This window comes from Bradyrhizobium barranii subsp. apii (genome assembly GCF_011516635.5).
Taxonomy (GTDB): domain Bacteria; phylum Pseudomonadota; class Alphaproteobacteria; order Rhizobiales; family Xanthobacteraceae; genus Bradyrhizobium; species Bradyrhizobium barranii.
Window position 1 is genome coordinate 599,704 of record NZ_CP096255.1, and the last position, 18,589, is coordinate 618,292.

Here is an 18,589-nt window from a genome sequence, read left to right on the forward strand (position 1 = left end):
GATTACCTTGGATTGCATAGCTTTCGCAGCATGAGTCGGATGGAGGCCAGCTTGAGAAAGGCGAGCGCCCTGTGATTGAAGCATTCCCAATCTTTGGACAGTCTTCGGCATCGCCCGAGCCAGGCAAAGGTACGCTCGACGATCCAGCGTTTGGGCAAGACGACGAAACGGTGAGCCTGATCGGAGCGTTTGACGATTTCGAGGTTCACGCGCTTCAGAGCGCTACGCAGCCCCTTCTGGAAATGTGGCCCTTGATATCCGCCGTCGGCGTAGAGCTTCAGAAGAAAGGGATAGAGGCCGAACAACGTTGCCATCAGGAGCACGCCGCCGTCGCGATCCTGGATGTCCGCCGCATGCACGATGGCGTGCATCAAGAGGCCTTGCGTGTCGACGAGAATGTGCCGCTTCTTGCCCTTGATCTTCTTGCCCGCGTCGTAGCCATGGAGATCATGAGGCCCCCTTTTTCAGCGCTTTTCACGCTCTGGCTATCGATGATGGCGGCGGTGGGAGAAGCCTCGCGCTCGGCCCTTTCGCGACATTCGACATAGAGGGCGTGATGAATTTTATCGAGCGTGCCGTTCCAGCTCCACAGATCGAAGTAGCCATACAGCGTCGAGCGCGGCGGCAGGTCCTTGGGGATCGCGCGCCACTGGCAACCTGTGCTCAGGATGTACATCAGCCCGTTGGCAATCTCGCGCAGGTCCACCGTACGCTTGTTGCCGCCGCGCTTGGCCGGCGGGATGCGAGGCGCGATCAGCGCCCACTCCTCGTCGGTCAAGTCGCTCGGATAGCGCAGGCGGCTGCGGTCGTAGCGTGCACGGTTCTCGGTAGTCCACATTGGCGGCGCGTCCCCATCGAATCAGGCCGCTCACCTTGAATCACAACCGATTCATTCGACTCAACATGTTTTGGAACAGACACCAAGACGACGTCAATATTGTTGCCGCGCAGTGCTTCCTCGAGCTTTTGCAACTCGGGAGCAATTTTCTTGTCAAATTCGGCTTTCAGATGATCCTGCCGAGCGCGGTCATCTGGAATTTCACGGAGAGAAGCATTCTGTTGTGCAAACGCGACCGCTGCTGCCTGAAACTTGCCGCGTTCGCCCGCAAGCTGTTCACGGACTTTAGCAATCTTTTTTGCCGGGATTTGCGCGATGTTTTCGGGCAGGATGGTCCGCAATGCCAATAAAGCGAAGGCCTGCTCGAGTTCGCGCTCCGTCGGGCGCTCATCAACCAGGTTCACGTCGGCAAGTAGGAGCTGGGCGAGCCTCTCCGTTGACAGCCCTGAAAGCGCCAGATGGTCAATCGTTTCGTCTGTCATCGGCTGAAGCTGACGCTCGCCGGCAAGTTGGTCTGCGAGAGCAGTCATGTACACACGCGCGAGCATCGGATGCATGCCGATCCATCGGTCATCGCCGGGATCAAACCTGGCTAGGCCTGATGTGAGGAAGCTCTGGCGCAATTCCGGCGTCATTTTTTCGAAGTAGACGTAGGACAGGCGAGGATCGATGCCGGACCGCCCGCCGGCGACGGGAGGCACCTGATCTTTCGGCTTGGCATCCCATTGATCTGCCTTGGCCACACCGTAGCGGTCGACAAGTCGCGTGTGATACTGATGGATGAACTGGCCAAACGTTTCGCCAAATGCAGGGCTTGCCCATTCGGGGCGCACGACGTCGACGAAGCCCTCAAGGTCCCTGACGGTATCGCTATCCTCCGTCGTGTAGGTCGACGGCACGATCCGATACATCTTGTCGAAATACACCGCTGACAATTTCAGCCAGTTGTCGTCCTTGAAGTGGATAAAGGGATAGTAGAGCCCAAAATTTGCGGCCATTGCGACCTCCACTTGCTGTGTGCGCAAGGTTAGCGCAACGAGCCTCCTTTGATTGTGAAGTAGCCGACAGTTCTTCCGATTTGGGTTCGGCGGCAGCGCGCCTGCTAAATCCGGGCTACAGGCCCGTCACCGCCGCAACACTGCAATCGTCCGGTTCGCGAACGTCAGCCGCTCGGCCATGACCGACACGAAATAGGTCAGCAGCTTGTGGCTGAGCGCGGGGTCGTCGTCCCTGATCGCGTCGAACTGGAGCGTGTTGAGCACGTAGAGCACGCTGGCGACCTCGGCCTGGATCGTCGCGCTGCGCGGCGTGTTCGACACCAGTCCCATCTCGCCGATCGTGGTGTAGCGCCCCAGGCTGCGCACGCGCGTGGTGCGGTCGTCGGCGGCGGGGACCATGATGCCGACGCGGCCGTCGAGGATGAAATGCATGGAATCGGCGGGGTCGCCGGCCTGCACGATGATGTCGCCGGCCTCGACCTCGAGGCGCTGGCAGCGGTGGATCAGCGCGTCGGCGTCGGCCTCGCTGTCGAGTATCCCGGTGAACCAGTCGCGCAGGCTGGCTTCTTCCTGCACCCGCCCCTGATGCTGCGAGATGATCTCGTTCTCGCACCATTCCAGCGCATGATCGAGCTCGCCGATGATGGTGACGCCCTCACCGACGAAGTCGCTGGAGCGCAGCACCTTCTCGGCCGCCGCCGACAGATGCACCAGGATCAGCTCGACGCCGAGGTCATGCGCGCTGCGCTTGATCTGGGCGAAGCTGTAGGCGGCCGAGGAGTCGACGCCGGTGACGAGCTTGAAGTCGAACAGCAGATAACGGCACTCCGGGCGCTCCTGGAGCAGCTGTTTGACGTGCTGGTAGAGCCGGTTGGCGGAGCCGAAGAACAGATAGCTCTGCAAGTTCAGGCCCTGGATGTTGCCGCCATGGGCCAGCAGCACCTCCTGGTCGTCGCGCGAGCGGTCGAGCGAGGAGCGATATTCCGAGCCGTCGAAACTGTACTTGATCGACTCCACCCGTGCGGCGCTGAACGCAAACGTCGCGCAGCCGATGATCACGCCGATCAGAATGCCCGGCACGAAGCCCCAGGTTACGATGATCGCGATGATGGCGATCAGCGAGAGATATTCGAGCTTCGAGAGCCGCTTGCGCGACTCGATGATCCATTTGTGGAGCTGGTCGGCACCGAGATAGAGCAGAAGGCCACCGATGACGAATTTCGGGATGAAGCCGAGCAGATCGGGCGCGACGGCAAGCATCAGCAGGGACAGCGCCGCGACCGTAAGGCCGGACAAGCGCCCGCGGCCGCCGCTGGAGAAATTGAGGATCGAACGGCTGATCGAGCTGCAGCCGGCGTAGCCACCCAGCATGCCGGTCAGGATATTGGCGGCGCCGGTGACGTTCAGCTCGCGCTCCAGATTGGCCTCGCGATGCACGGCAACCTCGATGCCGGTGGTGTTGAACAGCGTGCTGGACGCCGTGACGAAGATGACGGCAACCACGTTGCCGAGCAGGTCCGGCACGGCAAACCAGGGATAGCGGGCGAGATCGTCGGTGTGCCAGGGCAGCATGAAGACCGCCTGCTGCGGCGGCTGAAACGTCCAGCCCAGGGCGCGCGCGTGATCGAATGAAACGCCGGTGATCCAGAACGCCAGATGCGCCGTGAGCACGCCGCCGACCAGGATGATCGGCAGTCCGAACGGGCTGCGCGAGCGATGCCAGGTCAGGTACAGCACCAGCGCCATCGCGCAGGCGGCGCCCAGCTCCAGCAATGTGGTGCCGTTGGTGAAGTGCGGCAGCGTCGTGAGCTGGAGCGGGTGGTTGGTGATCACCCGCACCGCGCCCAGGGCGATGAGAAGTCCGGTGGCGCCGAGGAAGCCGCCGACGACGGGATAGGGCACGTAGCGGATGGCGCGGCCCAGCCGCGTCAGGCCCAATCCGCACAACACCAATCCCGTCAGCACCGTCGACAGGCCGAGCGTGATGAGAACCGGCGAGAGCAGCGGTGCCGACAGGTTCGCCGTCTCGAGGCGTTCGACCACTGAGGCTGCCAGGATTCCCGTCACCGCCGCGGTCGAGCTGTCGGGAGCACCAATTGCGAAGGGCAGGGAGCTGCCGAGCCCGATGACGATCGCAAGCACCGCGGAGCTGACGAACGTCGCCGTGATTCCGTAGGACAGGTACGGCGAGAGCGGCCCGGCGAAGATCAGCAGCGAATAGGACAGCCCGAAGGTGACGGTCAGGACGCTGGCCGCCGTTCCGCCCAATATATCATTCAACGCTTGAGGGCCGGATTGAATCGCGAAGCCGGGCTGAGAATAATTGCTGGATCGGTCACGCCGTTGCGCTCGCCCCTGAAAAGTCCCGTCCCGAGACGTAGACGAGTACGGGCTTAGCGCAACTGGATTCTTGTAACTGCGAAATATCCGACAGTTTTGCGGTGAGGATCTCCGTTCACGACGTGTGAATGGTCAACCATATGATGGACAGAAAAAACGAAGCCTGCGCGGCAACATTCGATGCTGTGGCAGAAAGCCGTTCCACGCCCACCGCTGTCATTCCCCGCGAAAGCGGGGAATCCAGTACGCCGCAGCCCCTCCGTTTCCCTTCGCCGTCTCTGGAATACTGGATCGCCCGGTCAAGCCGGGCGATGACAGTTGAGGGTGTGGCGAACAGCTTTCCAATCCCGTCATTGCGAGGAGCGAAGCGACGAAGCAATCCAGACCGTTACCGCAGAGGGATTCTGGATTGCTTCGCTTCGCTCGCAATGACGGAGCGAGAGGTGGCGACGAAGCTAGATCTTCAGCTCTTTCCCCGTCACGCGCCTGTAGGCTTCGAGATAGCGCTTGCTGGTTGCATCCACGACGCTGGCGGGCAGCGGGGGCGGCGGCGCGTCGCCGTTCCAGCGGCCGGCGTGGCGCTCGACGTCGAGATAATCGCGCAAAGGCTGCTTGTCGAAGCTCGCCTGCGCTTGGCCGGGCTTGTAGGCATCGACCGCCCAGAAGCGCGAAGAATCCGGCGTCATGACCTCATCGATCAGGATGATGCGGCCATCCTTGTCGCGGCCGAACTCGAACTTGGTGTCGGCGATGATGATGCCCTGCTCGCGGGCGAGCTCCTCGCCGAGCGTATAGACCGCGCGCGTCATGCTCTCGAGCGTGTAGGCGACCTCGTCGCCGACGACTTCGCGCATCTTGGCGATGGTGATGTTCTCGTCATGGCCAGTCTCGGCCTTGGTCGCCGGGCTGAAGATCGAAGGCTCCAGCTTCTCGCTCTCGACGAGGCCCGCCTTCAGCTTCTCGCCGGCCAGCGTGCCGCTGGCGGCATATTCCTTCCAGGCGGAGCCCGAGAGATAGCCGCGGATCACGCATTCGATCGGGAAGACGGTGGTGCGGCGCGACAGCATGGCGCGGCCGAGGATCTCGGCGCGATGCGGCTTCAAGGCCGGCACGGCGGCAATGATCTCGTCGGCGTCGGCGCTGATCATGTGATGCGGCACCACGCCTTCGAGCTCGTTGAACCAGAATGCGCTGATCTGGGTCAGCACCGCGCCCTTCATCGGGATGGTCTCGCCCATCACGACGTCGAAGGCGCTGATGCGGTCGGTGGTGAGGAGCAGCAGGCGGTCGTCGTCGACGGCATAGATATCGCGCACCTTGCCGCGTCCGATCTTGGGTAGGGGCAGGTCACTGGAGAGCATGGCGGTCATCGGCAGAGCCTTCGCAGACAAGTCCTTCGGACAGGGGATTCAGGCCGCACTGGATGGTACGGCCTAAATCGGGATAGCCTATTCCGGCAGCGGAATGAACTCATGTTCCTGCGGAACTGCGGCGAAGCGGCCGGTTTTCCAGTCCTGCTTGGCCTGCTCGATCCGCTCCTTGCTGGAGGAGACGAAATTCCACCAGATGTGGCGCGGGCCTTCCAATGCATCGCCACCGAGAAACATCATGCGCGTCGCTTTCAACGCCTTCACGGTGATGCGGTCGCCGGGCCGGAAGATCAGGAGCCGCGGCCCCTCGTACCGCTCGTTCGCGATCTCGACCTCGCCGTCGACGACGTAGATGGCGCGCTCCTCATGGTCGGGGTCGAGCGGCACGCTGGCGCCCGCGACCGCCGTGACCTCGGTGTAGAACCACGGCGAAACCATCGTCACCGGCGAGGTGATGCCGAAGGCGGAGCCCGCGATCACCCGCGCGGTAAAATCGCGCTCGGAAATCATCGGCAGATCGCCCGCGCCGTAATGCTGGAACGACGGCGCGATCTCCTCGGATCCGGCCGGAAGCGCGATCCAGCTTTGCAGGCCCAGCATCTGCTGGCCCGAGGCGCGCTGCGCGTCCGGCGTACGCTCGGAATGGGCGATGCCGCGGCCGGCGGTCATCAAGTTCATCGCGCCCGGCGCGATCTCCTGGACGTTGCCCTCGCTGTCGCGATGCATGATCGAGCCGTCGAACAGATAGGTGACGGTGGCAAGCCCGATATGCGGATGCGGCCGCACGTCCATGCCCTTGCCGGAGACGAACTGCACCGGGCCGAAATGATCGAAGAAGATGAAGGGCCCGACCATCTGCCGCTTGCCATGCGGCAGCGCACGCCGCACCACGAATCCGTCGCCGAGGTCGCGGGTGCGAGGCACGATGACGAGATCGAGCGCGTCGCAGGACATGGGATCGCCGAGCACGGGATCGTTCGAAGGTTGCCAGCTCATCTTGGTCTCCTGTTTCTTGCTGGTATGATCGTAACAGAACAATGTCGGGAACGGGAGAAGACCGATGATCCCACCGCTCAAGCCAGGCGCCAGGCTGCTCGAGGTCACAGGCCCCAGAATCGAGACGGAACATTTGATCCTGCGGCCATGGCGCGCGGGCGATATTGCGCCGAACGCCGCGATGCTGTCCGATCCCGGCACCGCCCGATTCATCGCCGCCGACGGCAAGCCGGTCACGACCGAGATTGCCGGCTGGCGTAACGCGGCCGTGATCTCCGGACACTGGGCGCTCCACGGCTTCGGCATGTTTGCGGTCGAGGAGAAATCGAGCGGCAGCTACATCGGGCGGGTTGGTCCGTGGTGCCCGCCGGGCTGGCCCGGCTTCGAGGTCGGTTGGGGCATCGCCAGGGAATTCCGCGGCAAAGGTTATGCGGTGGAAGCGGCCAGCGCGTCGATCGACTGGGTGTTCGACAGCTTTGAGATCGACGTGATCATGCACTGTATCGAGAGCACGAATACACCGTCGCAGGGCGTGGCGCGCAGCCTGGGAGCCCGGAAGGAGCGCGAGATCGATCTGTTCGGCAAGCCGGCCGACGCCTGGATCACGTCGCGCGCCGCGTGGACCCGGCGAAATTGAATCGGTCTTTGATCTGAACTAGGTTCGCCTCACGCGCGTGCGTGCGCGATCGGGTCGACCGGATGCTGCTTGCCAATCTCGAACTTGCCTTTCGCGCCGGCGCCGTGGCGCTGCTGTTGGTGTTGGCGGCATCGTTGCTCTCGGACTTCCGCAACGTGCTGGCGGCGCGCCTCGGCGCAGCCTTCGCGCTCGGCTCGGCCGCGCATGCGGTGAGCTATTCGGTCGGCGTGACGTCGCTGGTGCCGGCCTGGCATGCGCCGCTGATTGCACTGTCGACCGGCAATATCGTGGTGTTCTGGCTGTTCACGCGCGCGCTGTTCGACGACGATTTTCGCTTGCGCTGGTGGCATGGGTTGATTTGGGCTCTGGTGACAGCGTTCAGCTTCGCCGGGTGCGTCTGGATCGCGCCGGGCGGCCATGTGCGGTTCTCCGTCACCGTGGTGAACCTGATTGTGCTCGGCTTCATCGCGCTCGCGGTGGGGCAGACGATCGCCTCGTGGCCGGCCGATCTGGTCGAGCGCCGGCGGCGTGCCCGCGTCTTCATCGTCTGCGCCGCCGCGCTCTATGGCGGACTGAACGCGCTGCTCCAGATTGCCGTCGCCGGCAGCGACGTCGGCGATGCCGCCAACACCATCAATGCCGGCGTGCTGGCCTGCGTCGTCGCGGCCATCGCCACCGCGATGATGCGTGTCGATGGCGCGGACCTGTTTCCGGCGAATGCCGGAATCACACCAGCGGTCGTTCTGAGCCATCCCGCAGCCACCGATGAAGCCGCCGACCAGAAGCTGATCGATGCCCTGATGCGGCTGATGGCGGACGAGCGGATCTATCGCCAGGAGAACATCACCATCGGCGTGCTGGCGGGCCGGCTGAAAATTCCCGAATACAGGCTGCGCCGGCTGATCAACCAGCGGCTCGGCTACCGCAATTTCAATGTGTTCCTGAACAACCACCGGATCGAGGAAGCCAAGGCCGCGCTCGCCGATCCCGCGCAGGCCGAGGTCCCCGTCATCACCATCGCGATGGACGCCGGCTTCCAGTCGCTCGGTCCCTTCAACCGGGCCTTCAAGGCGGTCACGGGCGTGACGCCGACGGAATACCGGCGGCTGAAGGTGAGCGCGGCGTAAGTTCTAAGCCTTTCTAATCACGCCGAAATTCCAGAATCGACCAGCCCGGTTCAGTTTCAGCCAGTCCATTTTCCAAATCCGGCGAGCACTCCTCCGACCGCTCCGGCTTCCTCCCGGCACGTTCCCCGAAGCCGGAGAAAGCCCGTGACCCGCCGCCGCAAGATCATCCTCCTGACCACCGCCGTCGCCTGTATCGGCCTCGCATTCGGCGCGGCTCGCGCGCGCAACGCGCCGCAGGTCGCCACCGGCTTCCTCGCCGACATCCTCTGCGCCGAGACATTCGTCTCCGGCCTCGATCCGCAGCGCACCTTCACCGAGACCACCGACGCGATGCCCGGCTCGGGCCTGATCACCTGGGCGATGGACTACCGGATCGACCGGGTGCGCAAGGACGTCACCGTGACGCTGTTCGGCCTCGGCCGTAGCCATGCCGTCTATCGCGAGGGGCTGGGCTGTACGCTCGAGCACGGCGCTGATATCGCCGACGTCGCGCCGCCGGCGGAGGACAAGCAGCCCGCATTGCTCCCCGAGATCGCGGGACCTCTGATCGTGACGCCGCAAAGCGAGGGGCTATCGGCTGCACTCGATCGCGCCTTCACCGAACCGGCGCAGCCGCCCGCCCGCCGCACCCGCGCCATCGTCGTCATGAAGTCGGGCCGCGTCATCGCCGAGCGCTATGCGGATGGTGTTGGGCCGGAGACGCCGCTGCTCGGCTTCTCCATGACGAAGTCGGTGATCTCGGCGCTAACAGGCATTCTCGTGCGCCAGGGCAAGCTCAAGCTCGACGGCCCCGCGCCGGTCGCGGCGTGGACAGATCCGGACGATCCCCGCCACGCCATCACCGTCGACCAGCTGCTGCGGCACACCGCGGGTCTCGCGCTCGGCAGCTCGCTGCAAGCTTCGCTCGGCTCCGCCTTCGAACCGGTCAATCGCATGAAATTCATCGAGGACGACATGGCTGCCTATGCCGCCAGCATCCCGCTTGCGACCGCGCCGGGCACGGTGTGGAATTATCACGACGGCAACACCATCATGCTCGCGCACCTGATCCGCAACGCCGCCGGCGGCAACCCCGCCGACGCGCTGCGCTTCGCGCGCCGCGAATTGTTCGCGCCGCTCGGCATGCGCCACGTCACGCTCCAGCTCGACGGCGCCGGCACGATCGAGGGATCGAGCGCGATGCTGGCCTCCGCGCGCGACTGGGCGCGCTTCGGTCAGCTCTATCTCAATGACGGCGTCGCCGGCGGCAAGCGTATCCTCCCCGAGGGCTGGGTGAATTACGCGGCGTCAGCCACGCCGAATGCCTGGGTCGGCATCGGCGCCGGCTTCTGGACCAACCAGGGCGACAGTTTTGGCGCGAATTTCCGCGCGGAGCACGGCTGGCCGCGTGATGCGTTTTTCGCCAAGGGCACGATCGGGCAGTACACGATCATCATTCCCTCGGAGCGTCTGGTGATCGTGCGGCTGGGCCGCTCGCCGAACTGGCCGCCGGAAGCGGATGGCGTGTTCGATCTGGTGCGGGATGTCGTGGCGGTGACGCGCGAGAAGGGGAAAATGGCGGGGGTGGATTGAGGTGCGAGCTCCTCTTCCCTTCTCCCCTTGTGGGAGAAGGTGGCGCGAAGCGCCGGATGAGGGGTTCTATCCGCGCGTCCGAATGAGAGAGGTTCAACCGCGGAGACAAACCCCTCACCCGTCTCGCCGCTACGCCATAGCCGATGCAAAGCATCGGCGTTCTTAAGAGACGGCGGCCAGAGGCCGCCTATGCCACCCCCACAAGGGGAGAGGGGAAGACCGTCACGGCTTGTTCGGATCGAACCGCTTCTCCAGGCCCGTCCAGCAGTCCGCGTAATTGTCCTGCAGCGTCGACGACTTCGCGGCATGCGCTGTCACGCGCTGCGGGTAGCGGGTCTCGAACATGAAGGCCATGGTGCCGGTCAGCTTGACCGGTTTCAGCTCGCCGTTGCTGGCGTGCTCGAAGGCATCGCGGTCGGGGCCGTGCGGCAGCATGCAATTGTGCAGGCTGATGCCGCCCGGAACAAAACCCTGCGGCTTGGCGTCGTAGACGCCGTAGATCAGGCCCATGAACTCGCTCATGATGTTCATGTGATACCAGGGCGGGCGGAAGGTGTTGTCGGCGACCATCCAGCGTTCGGGGAAGATCACGAAGTCGATGTTCGCGGTGCCCGCGGTCTCCGACGGCGAGGTCAGCACCGTGAAGATCGAGGGATCGGGATGATCGAAGCCGATCGCACCGACCGGCGAGAAGGTGCGCAGATCGTATTTGTAGGGCGCGTAATTGCCGTGCCAGGCCACGACGTCGATCGGCGAATGCGGCAACGTGGTCTTGAACAGCGATCCGCCCCATTTCACGTAGAGCTCGGTCGGCGTGTCCTTGTCCTCGTAATGCGCGACCGGCGTGAGGAAATCGCGTGCGTTGGCGAGGCAATTGGCGCCGATCGGCCCGCGCTCCGGCAGCGTGAAGGCGCCGCCGTAATTCTCACAGAGATAGCCGCGCGCGGGACCGTTCGAAATCTCGACGCGGAATTTGACGCCGCGCGGGATCACCACGATCTCGCCGGGCTCGGCGTCGATACGGCCAAACTCGGTGACAACGCGCAGATCGCCCTGCTGGAGCACGAACATCAGCTCGCCGTCGGCATCGTAGAAGTGCTGGTCCACCATCGATTTGGTGATGAGGTAGACATGCGCCGCCATGCCGGCCTGCGTGTTGACGTCGCCGGCGGTCGTCATGCTCTGCACGCCCTGGAGGAAGGTCATGTCCTCCTTCGGGATCGGCGCCGGGTCCCAGCGCAGCTGCGCGATCGGCAAGTCGTATTCATGGCAGGGCGCCGAGCGCCACAGGCCGGCATCGGCCTTCTCGAAGCGGCCGGAGTGCTTCACCGACGGGCGGATGCGATAGAGCCAGGAGCGCTCATTGGTGCCGCGCGGCGCGGTGAAGGGCGAGCCGGAGAGCTGCTCGGCATAGAGGCCGTAGGCGCAGCGCTGCGGCGAGTTGCGTCCGATCGGCAGCGCGCCCGGCAGCGCCTCGGTCTCGAAGCTGTTGCCGAAGCCGGACATGTAGCCCGGCGTGACCTGCGCCGAGCTGCGAATGATCTGATCAGGCGAGGTATTGACGTTCATGACTATCCTCCTCCTTGCAGGGCGGCCCACATTTCCTGGTCGCGCTTGTCAGTCCAGATCACGGGGTCGTCGATCCCCGACGCCTCGTCATAGGCGCGCGACACGTTGAACGGCAGGCAGTGCTCGTAGATGGCGAAGCTGTGGAATTTCGGATCCATCACCTCGCGCGTCGCCGCCATCGATTCCTTCAGCGTGCGCCCCCTGGCGACCGAGATTTCGGCCGCGCCATAGAGCGACGTGACGAAGTCGCGCGTCATCGCGATGGCTTCGCGCACCGTGGCTGTGCCTTTCAGGGCATCGCCGCGGCCCGGCGCGATCGCCTTGGGATTGAAGTTGCGGATCTCGTTCAGCGTCAGCGGCCATTCGCGCAAATGCGCATCACCGCAATAGCAGGCCGAGTGATATTCGATGAGGTCGCCGGAGAACATGACTTCGGCATCCAGCACCCAGGCGACGATGTCGCCGGAGGTGTGGCCGGCCCCTAACTGCATCAGCCGCACTTCGCGCTTGCCGAGATAGATCGACATCTCGCCTTCGAAGGTCAGCGTCGGCCAGGTCAGGCCGGGAATGCTCGCGGCATCCTGGAACAGGCGCGGGAAGCGGCCATATTCGGAATCCCAATCCTGCTGGCCGCGTTCCTCGATGAGGCGATAGGTCTCCTGCGAGGCCACGATGCCCTGCGCCTTGTAGGCGGAGGCGCCGAGCACGCGGACGGCGTGATAGTGCGACAGCACGACGTATTTGATCGGCTTGTCGGTGACGGTGCGGACGCGCTCGATCACCTTGTTGGCCATCGCCGGCGTCGACTGCGCGTCGAACACCAGACAGCCGTCGTCACCGACGATGATCGCGGTGTTCGGATCACCCTCCGCGGTGAAGGCATAGAGATCGGTGCCGATCTCGGAGAAGGTGATCTTCTTTTCGGAGAGATCGCCGGTGGATGCGAAGTTCTTCGCCATCAGGTCATCCTTAGGTCTTTGGGTTATTGTTGTTGCTGTTGTTGCTGCTGGCCGTCGGTCATGCGCCGCTTCGCGAGCACGATCGCTTCCCGCAACACGTCGATGTCGCCGATATGGTTGGCGAGGATCAGGACCAATGCCGCGTCGAAATCGGCGCTCTGCTCGTCGGTGAAGCCGCGGTGCGCCTCGACGATGGCGCGAAAGGCATCGTCGGGCCGCGCGAAGTTGGAGCTGGTTGAAAGCGGCATGCGAATCCTCAATTCAAGCCTTGGGCCCGCGACAACGCGGCCGCGATCGCCGCACGCGTCGGATGGCGGAAGCGTGCCGCAACGTAGCCGTCGGGCCTGAGCAGATAGGCAGTACCTAGCTCGGCGCCATAGCGCTTTGCGACGAGGCCCGAGGGATCGGCAAGCCCGCCCTCGGCACCGATGCGGATATCCTTCACGCCATCGGGCGCGTCGATCGCCGCGCCATTGCTGAACGACAGCAAGGTGAAGTCTGTTCCACCGCGGCGGAATGCATCCGTCAAATAGGCCTGCTCGCCAGCGGGGGCGTCGAGCATTGAACAGCCGGGCGCCGGTCCCCCGCGCCACGCATCCGCATCGGGCGATGACAGCGGCGAGTCGTAGCTGCACGGCACCGAGAGACGGCCGCCATTGACCATGCGCTTTCCGAACTCGGTCTCCTTGGCCAGCGACAGCACCGCCTTGCGCAGCCGCGCTTCCTGATGCGAGTTCGGCGCCATGAAATCCGTCGAGCGGGTCGATTCGCGGATGTTCTCGTCGGCCGCGAGACTCCGCTCGACATGGTAGCTCTCGAGCAGGCTTGCGGGCGAGGTCCCGCGCAGCACGCGGTCGAGCTTCCAGGACAGATTCTCCGCGTCCTCTAGCCCGGAATTGGCGCCGCGCGCACCGAAGGGCGAGACCTGATGCGCGGAATCGCCCGCAAAAATCACCCGGCCGTGGAGGAAGCGATCCATCCTCCGGCACTGGAATTTGTAGAGCGAGATCCACTCGAACTCGAACTTGTCGTGACCGAGCATGCGCGCGATCCGCGGCCGCACGTTCTCCGGCTTCTTCTCGACGACGGGATCGGCAAAGCGATTGAGCTGGAGATCGATGCGCCAGACATCGTCGGGCTGCCGGTGCAGCAGCGCGGAGCGCCCGGCATGAAACGGCGGATCGAACCAGAACCAGCGCTCGGTCGGGAACTCCGCGGTCATCTTGACGTCGGCGATCAAAAACTGGTCCTCGAACACCTGTCCCGCGAACTCGGCGCCGACCATCTGCCGCAGCGAGGAGCGTGCGCCGTCGCAGGCGACGGCATATTGCGCGTGCAGGCGATAGGCGCCCTCCGGCGTCTCGATCGTCAGCGCGACGGAATCGTTGCGCTGTTCAAGCGCCGTCACCTTGTTGCGCCAGCGCAGATCGATCTCAGGGAGATCGCTGATGCGATCGACCAGATAGGCCTCGGCGTAATATTGCTGGAGGTTGATGAAGGCCGGCCGCTTGTGCCCGTCTTCCGGCAGCAGGTTGAACTGGTAAAGCTGGGACTCGCCATGGAAGATGCGACCGACGCTCCACACCACGCCCTTCTCGACCATGCGGTCGCCGACGCCGAGCCGGTCCCAATATTCGAGCGACCGCTTGGAGAAGCAGATCGCGCGCGAGCCTTCGCCGATCCGGTCGGCATCATCCAGAAGCACGACGCGCTGGCCGCGCTGGGCAAGGTCGATCGCGAGCGACAGCCCCACCGGCCCGGCGCCGACGACCACCACGGGATGCTCGGCCGCACTCTGGCCGGGACGATCCTGGTCGGGATGGCGGCGATAGCCGAACTGGGTTTTGGCCTGCTGCGTATTGGCCTGCGCCATGCGCTAACCTCGGCTCTGGTCAAGAGAGGACTGATCTGCTAGATAGTCTCACGTGCAACTATTTTGGACCGGAGCCGGCCGGCCGTCAACTGGAATTCGGAGCGCTCTCCTTGGCGAGGACATCCAGCGACATCGCGCTGAAGGCACGTGAGGCCGACGAGGCTTCATTGCGGCCGAAGGCGCGGCTCGATTTGTTCAAGTTTGTGCCGTTCCGCCTCAACCGGCTAGCGGCGGAGGTGAGTTCCGCGCTTGCGGTCGAATATCAGGAGCGTCACGGCCTCGACATTCCGGCCTGGCGCGTGATCGCCACGCTCGGCTTCCGCAACGATCCCTGTAGCGCGCAGTACATCTCGCAATGCACCCGCACGCACAAATCCACCATCAGCCGCGCCGTGACCGCGCTGCTGCACCAGGGGCTGATCGAGCGGGTCGAGAACGAAGCCGACCGCCGCGAATTCCGCCTGCAACTGACGAAGAAAGGTCGCGCGCTGTACGAAGAGCTGTTCCCGCAATTGCTGCGGCGGGAAGACGAGATCCTCGCCTGCCTCTCGGCGCAGGAGCGCAAGCAGCTCTCGGCCCTGCTCGGCAAGATCGAACAGAGCCTCGACCTGATCCAGACCAGCGAAGAGGCCGACGCGAAAGAGGCGTATTAGGGCGCGTACTCATAGAGGTGCAGACGTCGGCTTTTGGGAGGCCGATTGAGAAAGCTTGGCAGGTCCGTGACAGCACTGGCTTATATAACGGCGCTACTTGCGGCGTTTGCCGCAACTCGCGCATACGCCGCTGACATAGGTTATCTGGCTTCCCCCGGAGTAGCTGCAAACGAGTTTCCCTCACCACAGCGCCCTGTTGCACGGATCGTCAGCCCGCGCCGCGCCGCCGAAGAGCGCCGAGACGCCCTCAATGAGGCCGGTCAAATCGCGCGTGCTCTTGAACTGAAACCAGGTATGACAGTGGGCGACATTGGAGCAGGCAGCGGCTACCACACAGTCAGGCTCTCGCTCCTCGTCGGCCCCGCTGGCTCTGTCGTTGCCCAGGACGTCACGCGGGATTACCTCATCGAGCTCGCCAGGCGAACAGAACGTCTGAAGTTGACGAACGTGCAATTCGCCCTCGGCGAACCACACGACCCGCGTCTGCCCGCTTCCTCGCTGGATGCTGCAATCCTCGTGCACATGTATCACGAGATAGCCCAACCCTATGCCTTCCTCTACAATCTCGCGGCCGCTCTAAAGCAGGATGCGCGGGTCGGATTTGTCGATCTTGAGCTTCCGACGTCGAAGCATGGCACGCCAATTGAGCTCTTGCGCTGCGAATTGACCGCCGTCGGCTATCGCGAGGTTGCCACATACAAGCTCGCAGGGGACGGAGGATACCTGGCGGTATTCTCTCCGCCGGAGGTAGCGGCTCGAAAATCTCCCCGCGATATCGTTGCTTGTGCGGATCCTGCCGGCACTCGCTGACACCACGCCCCGGATTCCGTCACCCCGCAAACGACCGCGACGGTGGCAAATGCAGGGCCCAGGCATCGACCTTGTCGCTGGCACGCGGATAGATCTCCGTCACGATCGGATCGTGGCCGGGGATGAAACGATCGGGATGACCGGCGAGGCGTTCGATCGTCTCCCAGCCCTGCGCCATGTCGCCGATATTGTAGACGATGGGGAACGGGCTCTTGCGCTGCAGATTGGCGTAGTAATGCGCGGCATCGGACGCCAGCACCACCGGCCCGCGCGCGGTCTCGACCTTGACCACCTGCAAGCCGTCGGAATGGCCGCCGACACGGTGCACGGTGACGCCGGGCGCCACCTCGCCGTCGCCGGAATAGAAATTGACGCGCTCGCCATAGACATGACGCACCATCTGCGTGACGTGCTCGACCGAGAACGGATGTCGCAGCAGTCCGTTGCACATGCAGCGTCCCGTCGCGTAAGCCATCTCGCGCTCCTGGAGATGGAAGCGCGCATTAGGGAAGGGATCGAGATTGCCGGCGTGGTCGTAATGCAGATGCGTCACGATAATGTCGCGAACGCTCGACGCCGCGACGCCAAAGCGCTCCAGCGCATCGACCGGATTGAGCGTCAGCTTGCGTGCCCGCGCACTCGCTTCCTCGGCATTGAAGCCGGTGTCCACCAGGATCTCGCGGCCGCCGCCGCGGATCAGCCAGACGAAATAGTCGAGATCCTGCGCCGCGCTGTCATGCGGGTCGGGCTGAAGGAAATTCATGTTGGGGGTGCGTGGCGACATCGTCGCATAACGCAGGGCGTAGATTTCGTAGGCATTTCCCATGGTTTTCTTTTCTGAGTTGGACCTTCGGGGACGATCGATCGCACCAAGCCATTGTCGGCCGCAAAGGTCAAACACCGGAGGGCTGCGACAGCGTCCGGCCTGCTATGTGAGACCCCTCACATCTTCTTTGTCGCGGCTGCTCCAGCATCCTGCCGCAGAGTCGAACCAGATGGCGCCGAGCACAACCGTGACAGTCCTTTTATTCCCCTCCCGGCGCGCCCATGCATCGCGGTCAATTGTCGCGATAATGCCGAATCTCCAAGCGGTTGACGCCCCCTTTCCGCGGTTTGATAATGCGCATTGCGTAAGTTAAGGTCGCCGCGGCGCAAGCTGGTAACGGCGCCTTTTTGGCTGGACCGCGCTGATTATGAAAATTCGCTTCCTTTTTCTTCTGCCCTTGCTCGTTTCGCTCGTCCCGGTTGCGCCATCCCTGGCCGCCGGCGACCGTTATGCGTTGGTCATCGGCAACGCCAAATATCCGGACGCGGACGCCCCGCTGAAGGAACCGCTCAACGACGCGCGCGACGTCGCCGACGAGCTCAAGCGCGACGGCTTTTCCGTTGAAATCGGCGAGAACCTGACCGGCGACGGCATGCGCCGCGCCTTCGACAAGCTCTATGGCAAGATCAAGCCGGGCTCGGTGGCGCTGATCTTCTTCAGCGGTTTCGGCATCCAGTCGGCGCGCCAGAGCTACATGCTGCCGATCGACGCGCAGATCTGGACCGAATCCGACGTGCGCCGCGACGGTTTCAGCCTGGAGACCGTGCTCGGCGAGCTCAATACCCGCGGCGCGGGCGTCAAGATCGCGCTGGTCGACGCCTCCAGGCGCAATCCCTTCGAGCGCCGGTTCCGCAGCTTCTCGGCCGGCCTGACGCCGGTCATCGCGCCGAACGGCACGCTGGTGATGTACTCGGCGGCACTGGCCTCGGTGGTCTCGGACGCCGGCGGTGAGCACAGCCTGTTCGTCCAGGAGCTCCTGAAGGAGATCCGCGTCCCCGACCTGATGGCCGAGGAGACGCTGAACCGCACCAAGATGGGCGTCACCCGCGCCTCGCGCGGCGAACAGGTGCCGTGGATCTCCTCGTCGCTCGCCGAGGATTTTTCCTTCATTCCGGGTGCCGGCGGATCGCGTCCGTCGATGACGGCACCGCCGCCATCGCCGCCGGTCGTCGCCAACAACCCGCCGCCGGCTCCGCCCGCACCGCCTCCGCCGCCGAAGCCGGCGGACACGGCAGCGGCACCTGCTCCAGCACCTGCTCCGGCACCGGCGCCCTCACCGAAACCGCAGGTCGAGGCCGCCTTACCGCCGGCGCCACCGCCGGTGAAACCAGCCGAGACCACCCCCGCACCGAGCATGGATAGCGGGCCGAGCGCGGCCGCGCTGGCGGAGGATCCGACCATCAAGGGCCTGACGGCCAAGATCGCCGCCAATCCTGATGACGTGAACGCGCTGTACCGGCGCGGTCAGGTCTATGCCAGCAAGGGCGCCTACAATTTGGCCATCAAGGATTTCGACGAGACGCTTCGGATCAACGCGAAGGACGTCGAGGCGCTGAACAACCGCTGCTGGACCCGCACCGTGGTCGGCGACCTCCAGGGCGCGCTGAAGGATTGCAACGAGGCGCTGCGGCTGCGGCCGAATTTCGTCGATGCGCTGGACAGCCGGGGACTCGTCAATCTGAAATCGGGAGCGGTCAAGAACGCCATCGCCGATTTCGACGCAGCCCTGAAGATCAACCCGCGCCTGACCTCCTCGCTCTTTGGCCGCGGGATTGCCAAGCAGCGCAACGGCTCGGCGCAGGAAGGCGCGCTCGACATCGCCAATGCCAAGGCGATGGACCCGAACATTGTTCAGGAGTTCGCAAGCTACGGAGTACGCTAGTATTTTTTTTGAGTTGAGGCGACAGACGCCTCGAACCCTCGGCGGCCCAGGGAAGACTAACGGACGGATGCCGCAGGCGGCCTTTCCCGGGGGGCCATTGCAGGAATTTTGGAACCGCGCGGTCAGCTGCGCAGGAGGG

15 protein-coding genes and 1 pseudogene are annotated in these 18,589 nt (G+C 64.1%); 6 read left to right on the forward strand and 10 right to left on the reverse strand.

Going from position 1 to position 18,589, the window contains the following annotated elements; translation table 11 throughout:
• Positions 1–2: 2 nt before the first annotated feature.
• From HAP41_RS02815 to HAP41_RS02835, 5 genes and pseudogenes are all read right to left on the reverse strand, one after another.
• Positions 3–838, reverse strand: a pseudogene (locus HAP41_RS02815) (IS5 family transposase).
• Positions 775–1,836 carry a DUF6236 family protein gene (locus HAP41_RS02820; RefSeq protein WP_166059585.1) on the reverse strand — a complete coding sequence of 354 codons (1,062 nt, stop codon included), beginning with the start codon at positions 1,834–1,836 and terminating at the stop codon, positions 775–777. The pseudogene HAP41_RS02815 and the gene HAP41_RS02820 overlap by 64 nt, the downstream one beginning before the upstream one ends.
• A 126-nt stretch (positions 1,837–1,962) precedes the next feature.
• On the reverse strand, positions 1,963–4,104 hold the full coding sequence (locus tag HAP41_RS02825) for an SLC26A/SulP transporter family protein (RefSeq protein ID WP_248577174.1): 2,142 nt from the start codon (positions 4,102–4,104) through the stop codon (positions 1,963–1,965).
• 527 nt (positions 4,105–4,631) lie between these two features.
• Positions 4,632–5,546 (reverse strand): phosphoribosylaminoimidazolesuccinocarboxamide synthase, encoded by a 915-nt coding sequence (locus HAP41_RS02830; protein WP_166059578.1) that lies wholly within the window; start codon positions 5,544–5,546, stop codon positions 4,632–4,634.
• 78 nt (positions 5,547–5,624) lie between these two features.
• The gene (locus HAP41_RS02835) at positions 5,625–6,542 is read right to left on the reverse strand and encodes a pirin family protein (RefSeq protein WP_166059546.1); all 918 of its coding nucleotides are present in this window, start codon (positions 6,540–6,542) and stop codon (positions 5,625–5,627) included.
• 64 nt (positions 6,543–6,606) lie between these two features.
• On the opposite strand from HAP41_RS02835, the gene HAP41_RS02840 reads away from it, so the two are divergent.
• From HAP41_RS02840 to HAP41_RS02850, 3 genes are all read left to right on the forward strand, one after another.
• Entirely contained in the window at positions 6,607–7,179 is a 573-nt protein-coding gene (locus HAP41_RS02840; RefSeq protein WP_166059483.1) for a GNAT family N-acetyltransferase, read from the forward strand.
• Positions 7,180–7,241: 62 nt separating this feature from the next.
• Complete coding sequence (locus tag HAP41_RS02845) at positions 7,242–8,306, forward strand: helix-turn-helix domain-containing protein (protein WP_166105267.1); 1,065 nt, start codon at positions 7,242–7,244, stop codon at positions 8,304–8,306.
• Between the two features lie 144 nt (positions 8,307–8,450).
• Positions 8,451–9,878, forward strand: a complete 1,428-nt coding sequence (locus tag HAP41_RS02850) for a serine hydrolase domain-containing protein (RefSeq protein ID WP_166059436.1) — start codon at positions 8,451–8,453, stop codon at positions 9,876–9,878.
• 222 nt (positions 9,879–10,100) lie between these two features.
• On the opposite strand, the gene hmgA is transcribed toward HAP41_RS02850, so the two are convergent.
• The 4 genes from hmgA to HAP41_RS02870 are packed head-to-tail and all read right to left on the reverse strand — an operon-like array spanning position 10,101 to position 14,279.
• On the reverse strand, positions 10,101–11,447 hold the full coding sequence (hmgA, locus tag HAP41_RS02855; RefSeq protein ID WP_166059401.1) for a homogentisate 1,2-dioxygenase: 1,347 nt from the start codon (positions 11,445–11,447) through the stop codon (positions 10,101–10,103).
• Positions 11,448–11,449: 2 nt separating this feature from the next.
• Positions 11,450–12,406 carry an MBL fold metallo-hydrolase gene (locus HAP41_RS02860; protein ID WP_166059389.1) on the reverse strand — a complete coding sequence of 319 codons (957 nt, stop codon included), beginning with the start codon at positions 12,404–12,406 and terminating at the stop codon, positions 11,450–11,452.
• Positions 12,407–12,429: 23 nt separating this feature from the next.
• Positions 12,430–12,654, reverse strand: a complete 225-nt coding sequence (locus HAP41_RS02865; protein ID WP_014490505.1) for a DUF2783 domain-containing protein — start codon at positions 12,652–12,654, stop codon at positions 12,430–12,432.
• Between the two features lie 8 nt (positions 12,655–12,662).
• Positions 12,663–14,279 carry an FAD-dependent oxidoreductase gene (locus tag HAP41_RS02870; RefSeq protein ID WP_166059337.1) on the reverse strand — a complete coding sequence of 539 codons (1,617 nt, stop codon included), beginning with the start codon at positions 14,277–14,279 and terminating at the stop codon, positions 12,663–12,665.
• 110 nt (positions 14,280–14,389) lie between these two features.
• On the opposite strand from HAP41_RS02870, the gene HAP41_RS02875 reads away from it, so the two are divergent.
• Positions 14,390–14,932 carry a MarR family winged helix-turn-helix transcriptional regulator gene (locus HAP41_RS02875; RefSeq protein WP_166059311.1) on the forward strand — a complete coding sequence of 181 codons (543 nt, stop codon included), beginning with the start codon at positions 14,390–14,392 and terminating at the stop codon, positions 14,930–14,932.
• A 66-nt stretch (positions 14,933–14,998) separates the two neighbouring features.
• Positions 14,999–15,742 (forward strand): class I SAM-dependent methyltransferase, encoded by a 744-nt coding sequence (locus HAP41_RS02880; RefSeq protein ID WP_166105263.1) that lies wholly within the window; start codon positions 14,999–15,001, stop codon positions 15,740–15,742.
• Positions 15,743–15,761: 19 nt separating this feature from the next.
• Here HAP41_RS02880 and HAP41_RS02885 read toward each other — a convergent pair whose 3' ends face one another.
• Positions 15,762–16,568 (reverse strand): N-acyl homoserine lactonase family protein, encoded by an 807-nt coding sequence (locus tag HAP41_RS02885; RefSeq protein ID WP_166059269.1) that lies wholly within the window; start codon positions 16,566–16,568, stop codon positions 15,762–15,764.
• Between the two features lie 367 nt (positions 16,569–16,935).
• Between HAP41_RS02885 and HAP41_RS02890 the strand changes: the two genes are divergently transcribed.
• On the forward strand, positions 16,936–18,450 hold the full coding sequence (locus tag HAP41_RS02890) for a caspase family protein (protein WP_166059247.1): 1,515 nt from the start codon (positions 16,936–16,938) through the stop codon (positions 18,448–18,450).
• Positions 18,451–18,589 lie beyond the last annotated feature (139 nt).

What these genes read in the sequence shown, in the direction of transcription:
- HAP41_RS02820 (WP_166059585.1), bottom strand. Translation starts at nt 1,836, where the DNA reads ATGGCCGCAAATTTTGGGCTCTACTATCCCTTTATCCACTTCAAGGAC.
- HAP41_RS02830 (WP_166059578.1), bottom strand. Translation starts at nt 5,546, where the DNA reads ATGACCGCCATGCTCTCCAGTGACCTGCCCCTACCCAAGATCGGACGC.
- HAP41_RS02835 (WP_166059546.1), bottom strand. Translation starts at nt 6,542, where the DNA reads ATGAGCTGGCAACCTTCGAACGATCCCGTGCTCGGCGATCCCATGTCC.
- HAP41_RS02840 (WP_166059483.1), top strand. Translation starts at nt 6,607, where the DNA reads ATGATCCCACCGCTCAAGCCAGGCGCCAGGCTGCTCGAGGTCACAGGC.
- HAP41_RS02845 (WP_166105267.1), top strand. Translation starts at nt 7,242, where the DNA reads ATGCTGCTTGCCAATCTCGAACTTGCCTTTCGCGCCGGCGCCGTGGCG.
- hmgA (WP_166059401.1), bottom strand. Translation starts at nt 11,447, where the DNA reads ATGAACGTCAATACCTCGCCTGATCAGATCATTCGCAGCTCGGCGCAG.
- HAP41_RS02860 (WP_166059389.1), bottom strand. Translation starts at nt 12,406, where the DNA reads ATGGCGAAGAACTTCGCATCCACCGGCGATCTCTCCGAAAAGAAGATC.
- HAP41_RS02865 (WP_014490505.1), bottom strand. Translation starts at nt 12,654, where the DNA reads ATGCCGCTTTCAACCAGCTCCAACTTCGCGCGGCCCGACGATGCCTTT.
- HAP41_RS02870 (WP_166059337.1), bottom strand. Translation starts at nt 14,279, where the DNA reads ATGGCGCAGGCCAATACGCAGCAGGCCAAAACCCAGTTCGGCTATCGC.
- HAP41_RS02885 (WP_166059269.1), bottom strand. Translation starts at nt 16,568, where the DNA reads ATGGGAAATGCCTACGAAATCTACGCCCTGCGTTATGCGACGATGTCG.
- HAP41_RS02890 (WP_166059247.1), top strand. Translation starts at nt 16,936, where the DNA reads ATGAAAATTCGCTTCCTTTTTCTTCTGCCCTTGCTCGTTTCGCTCGTC.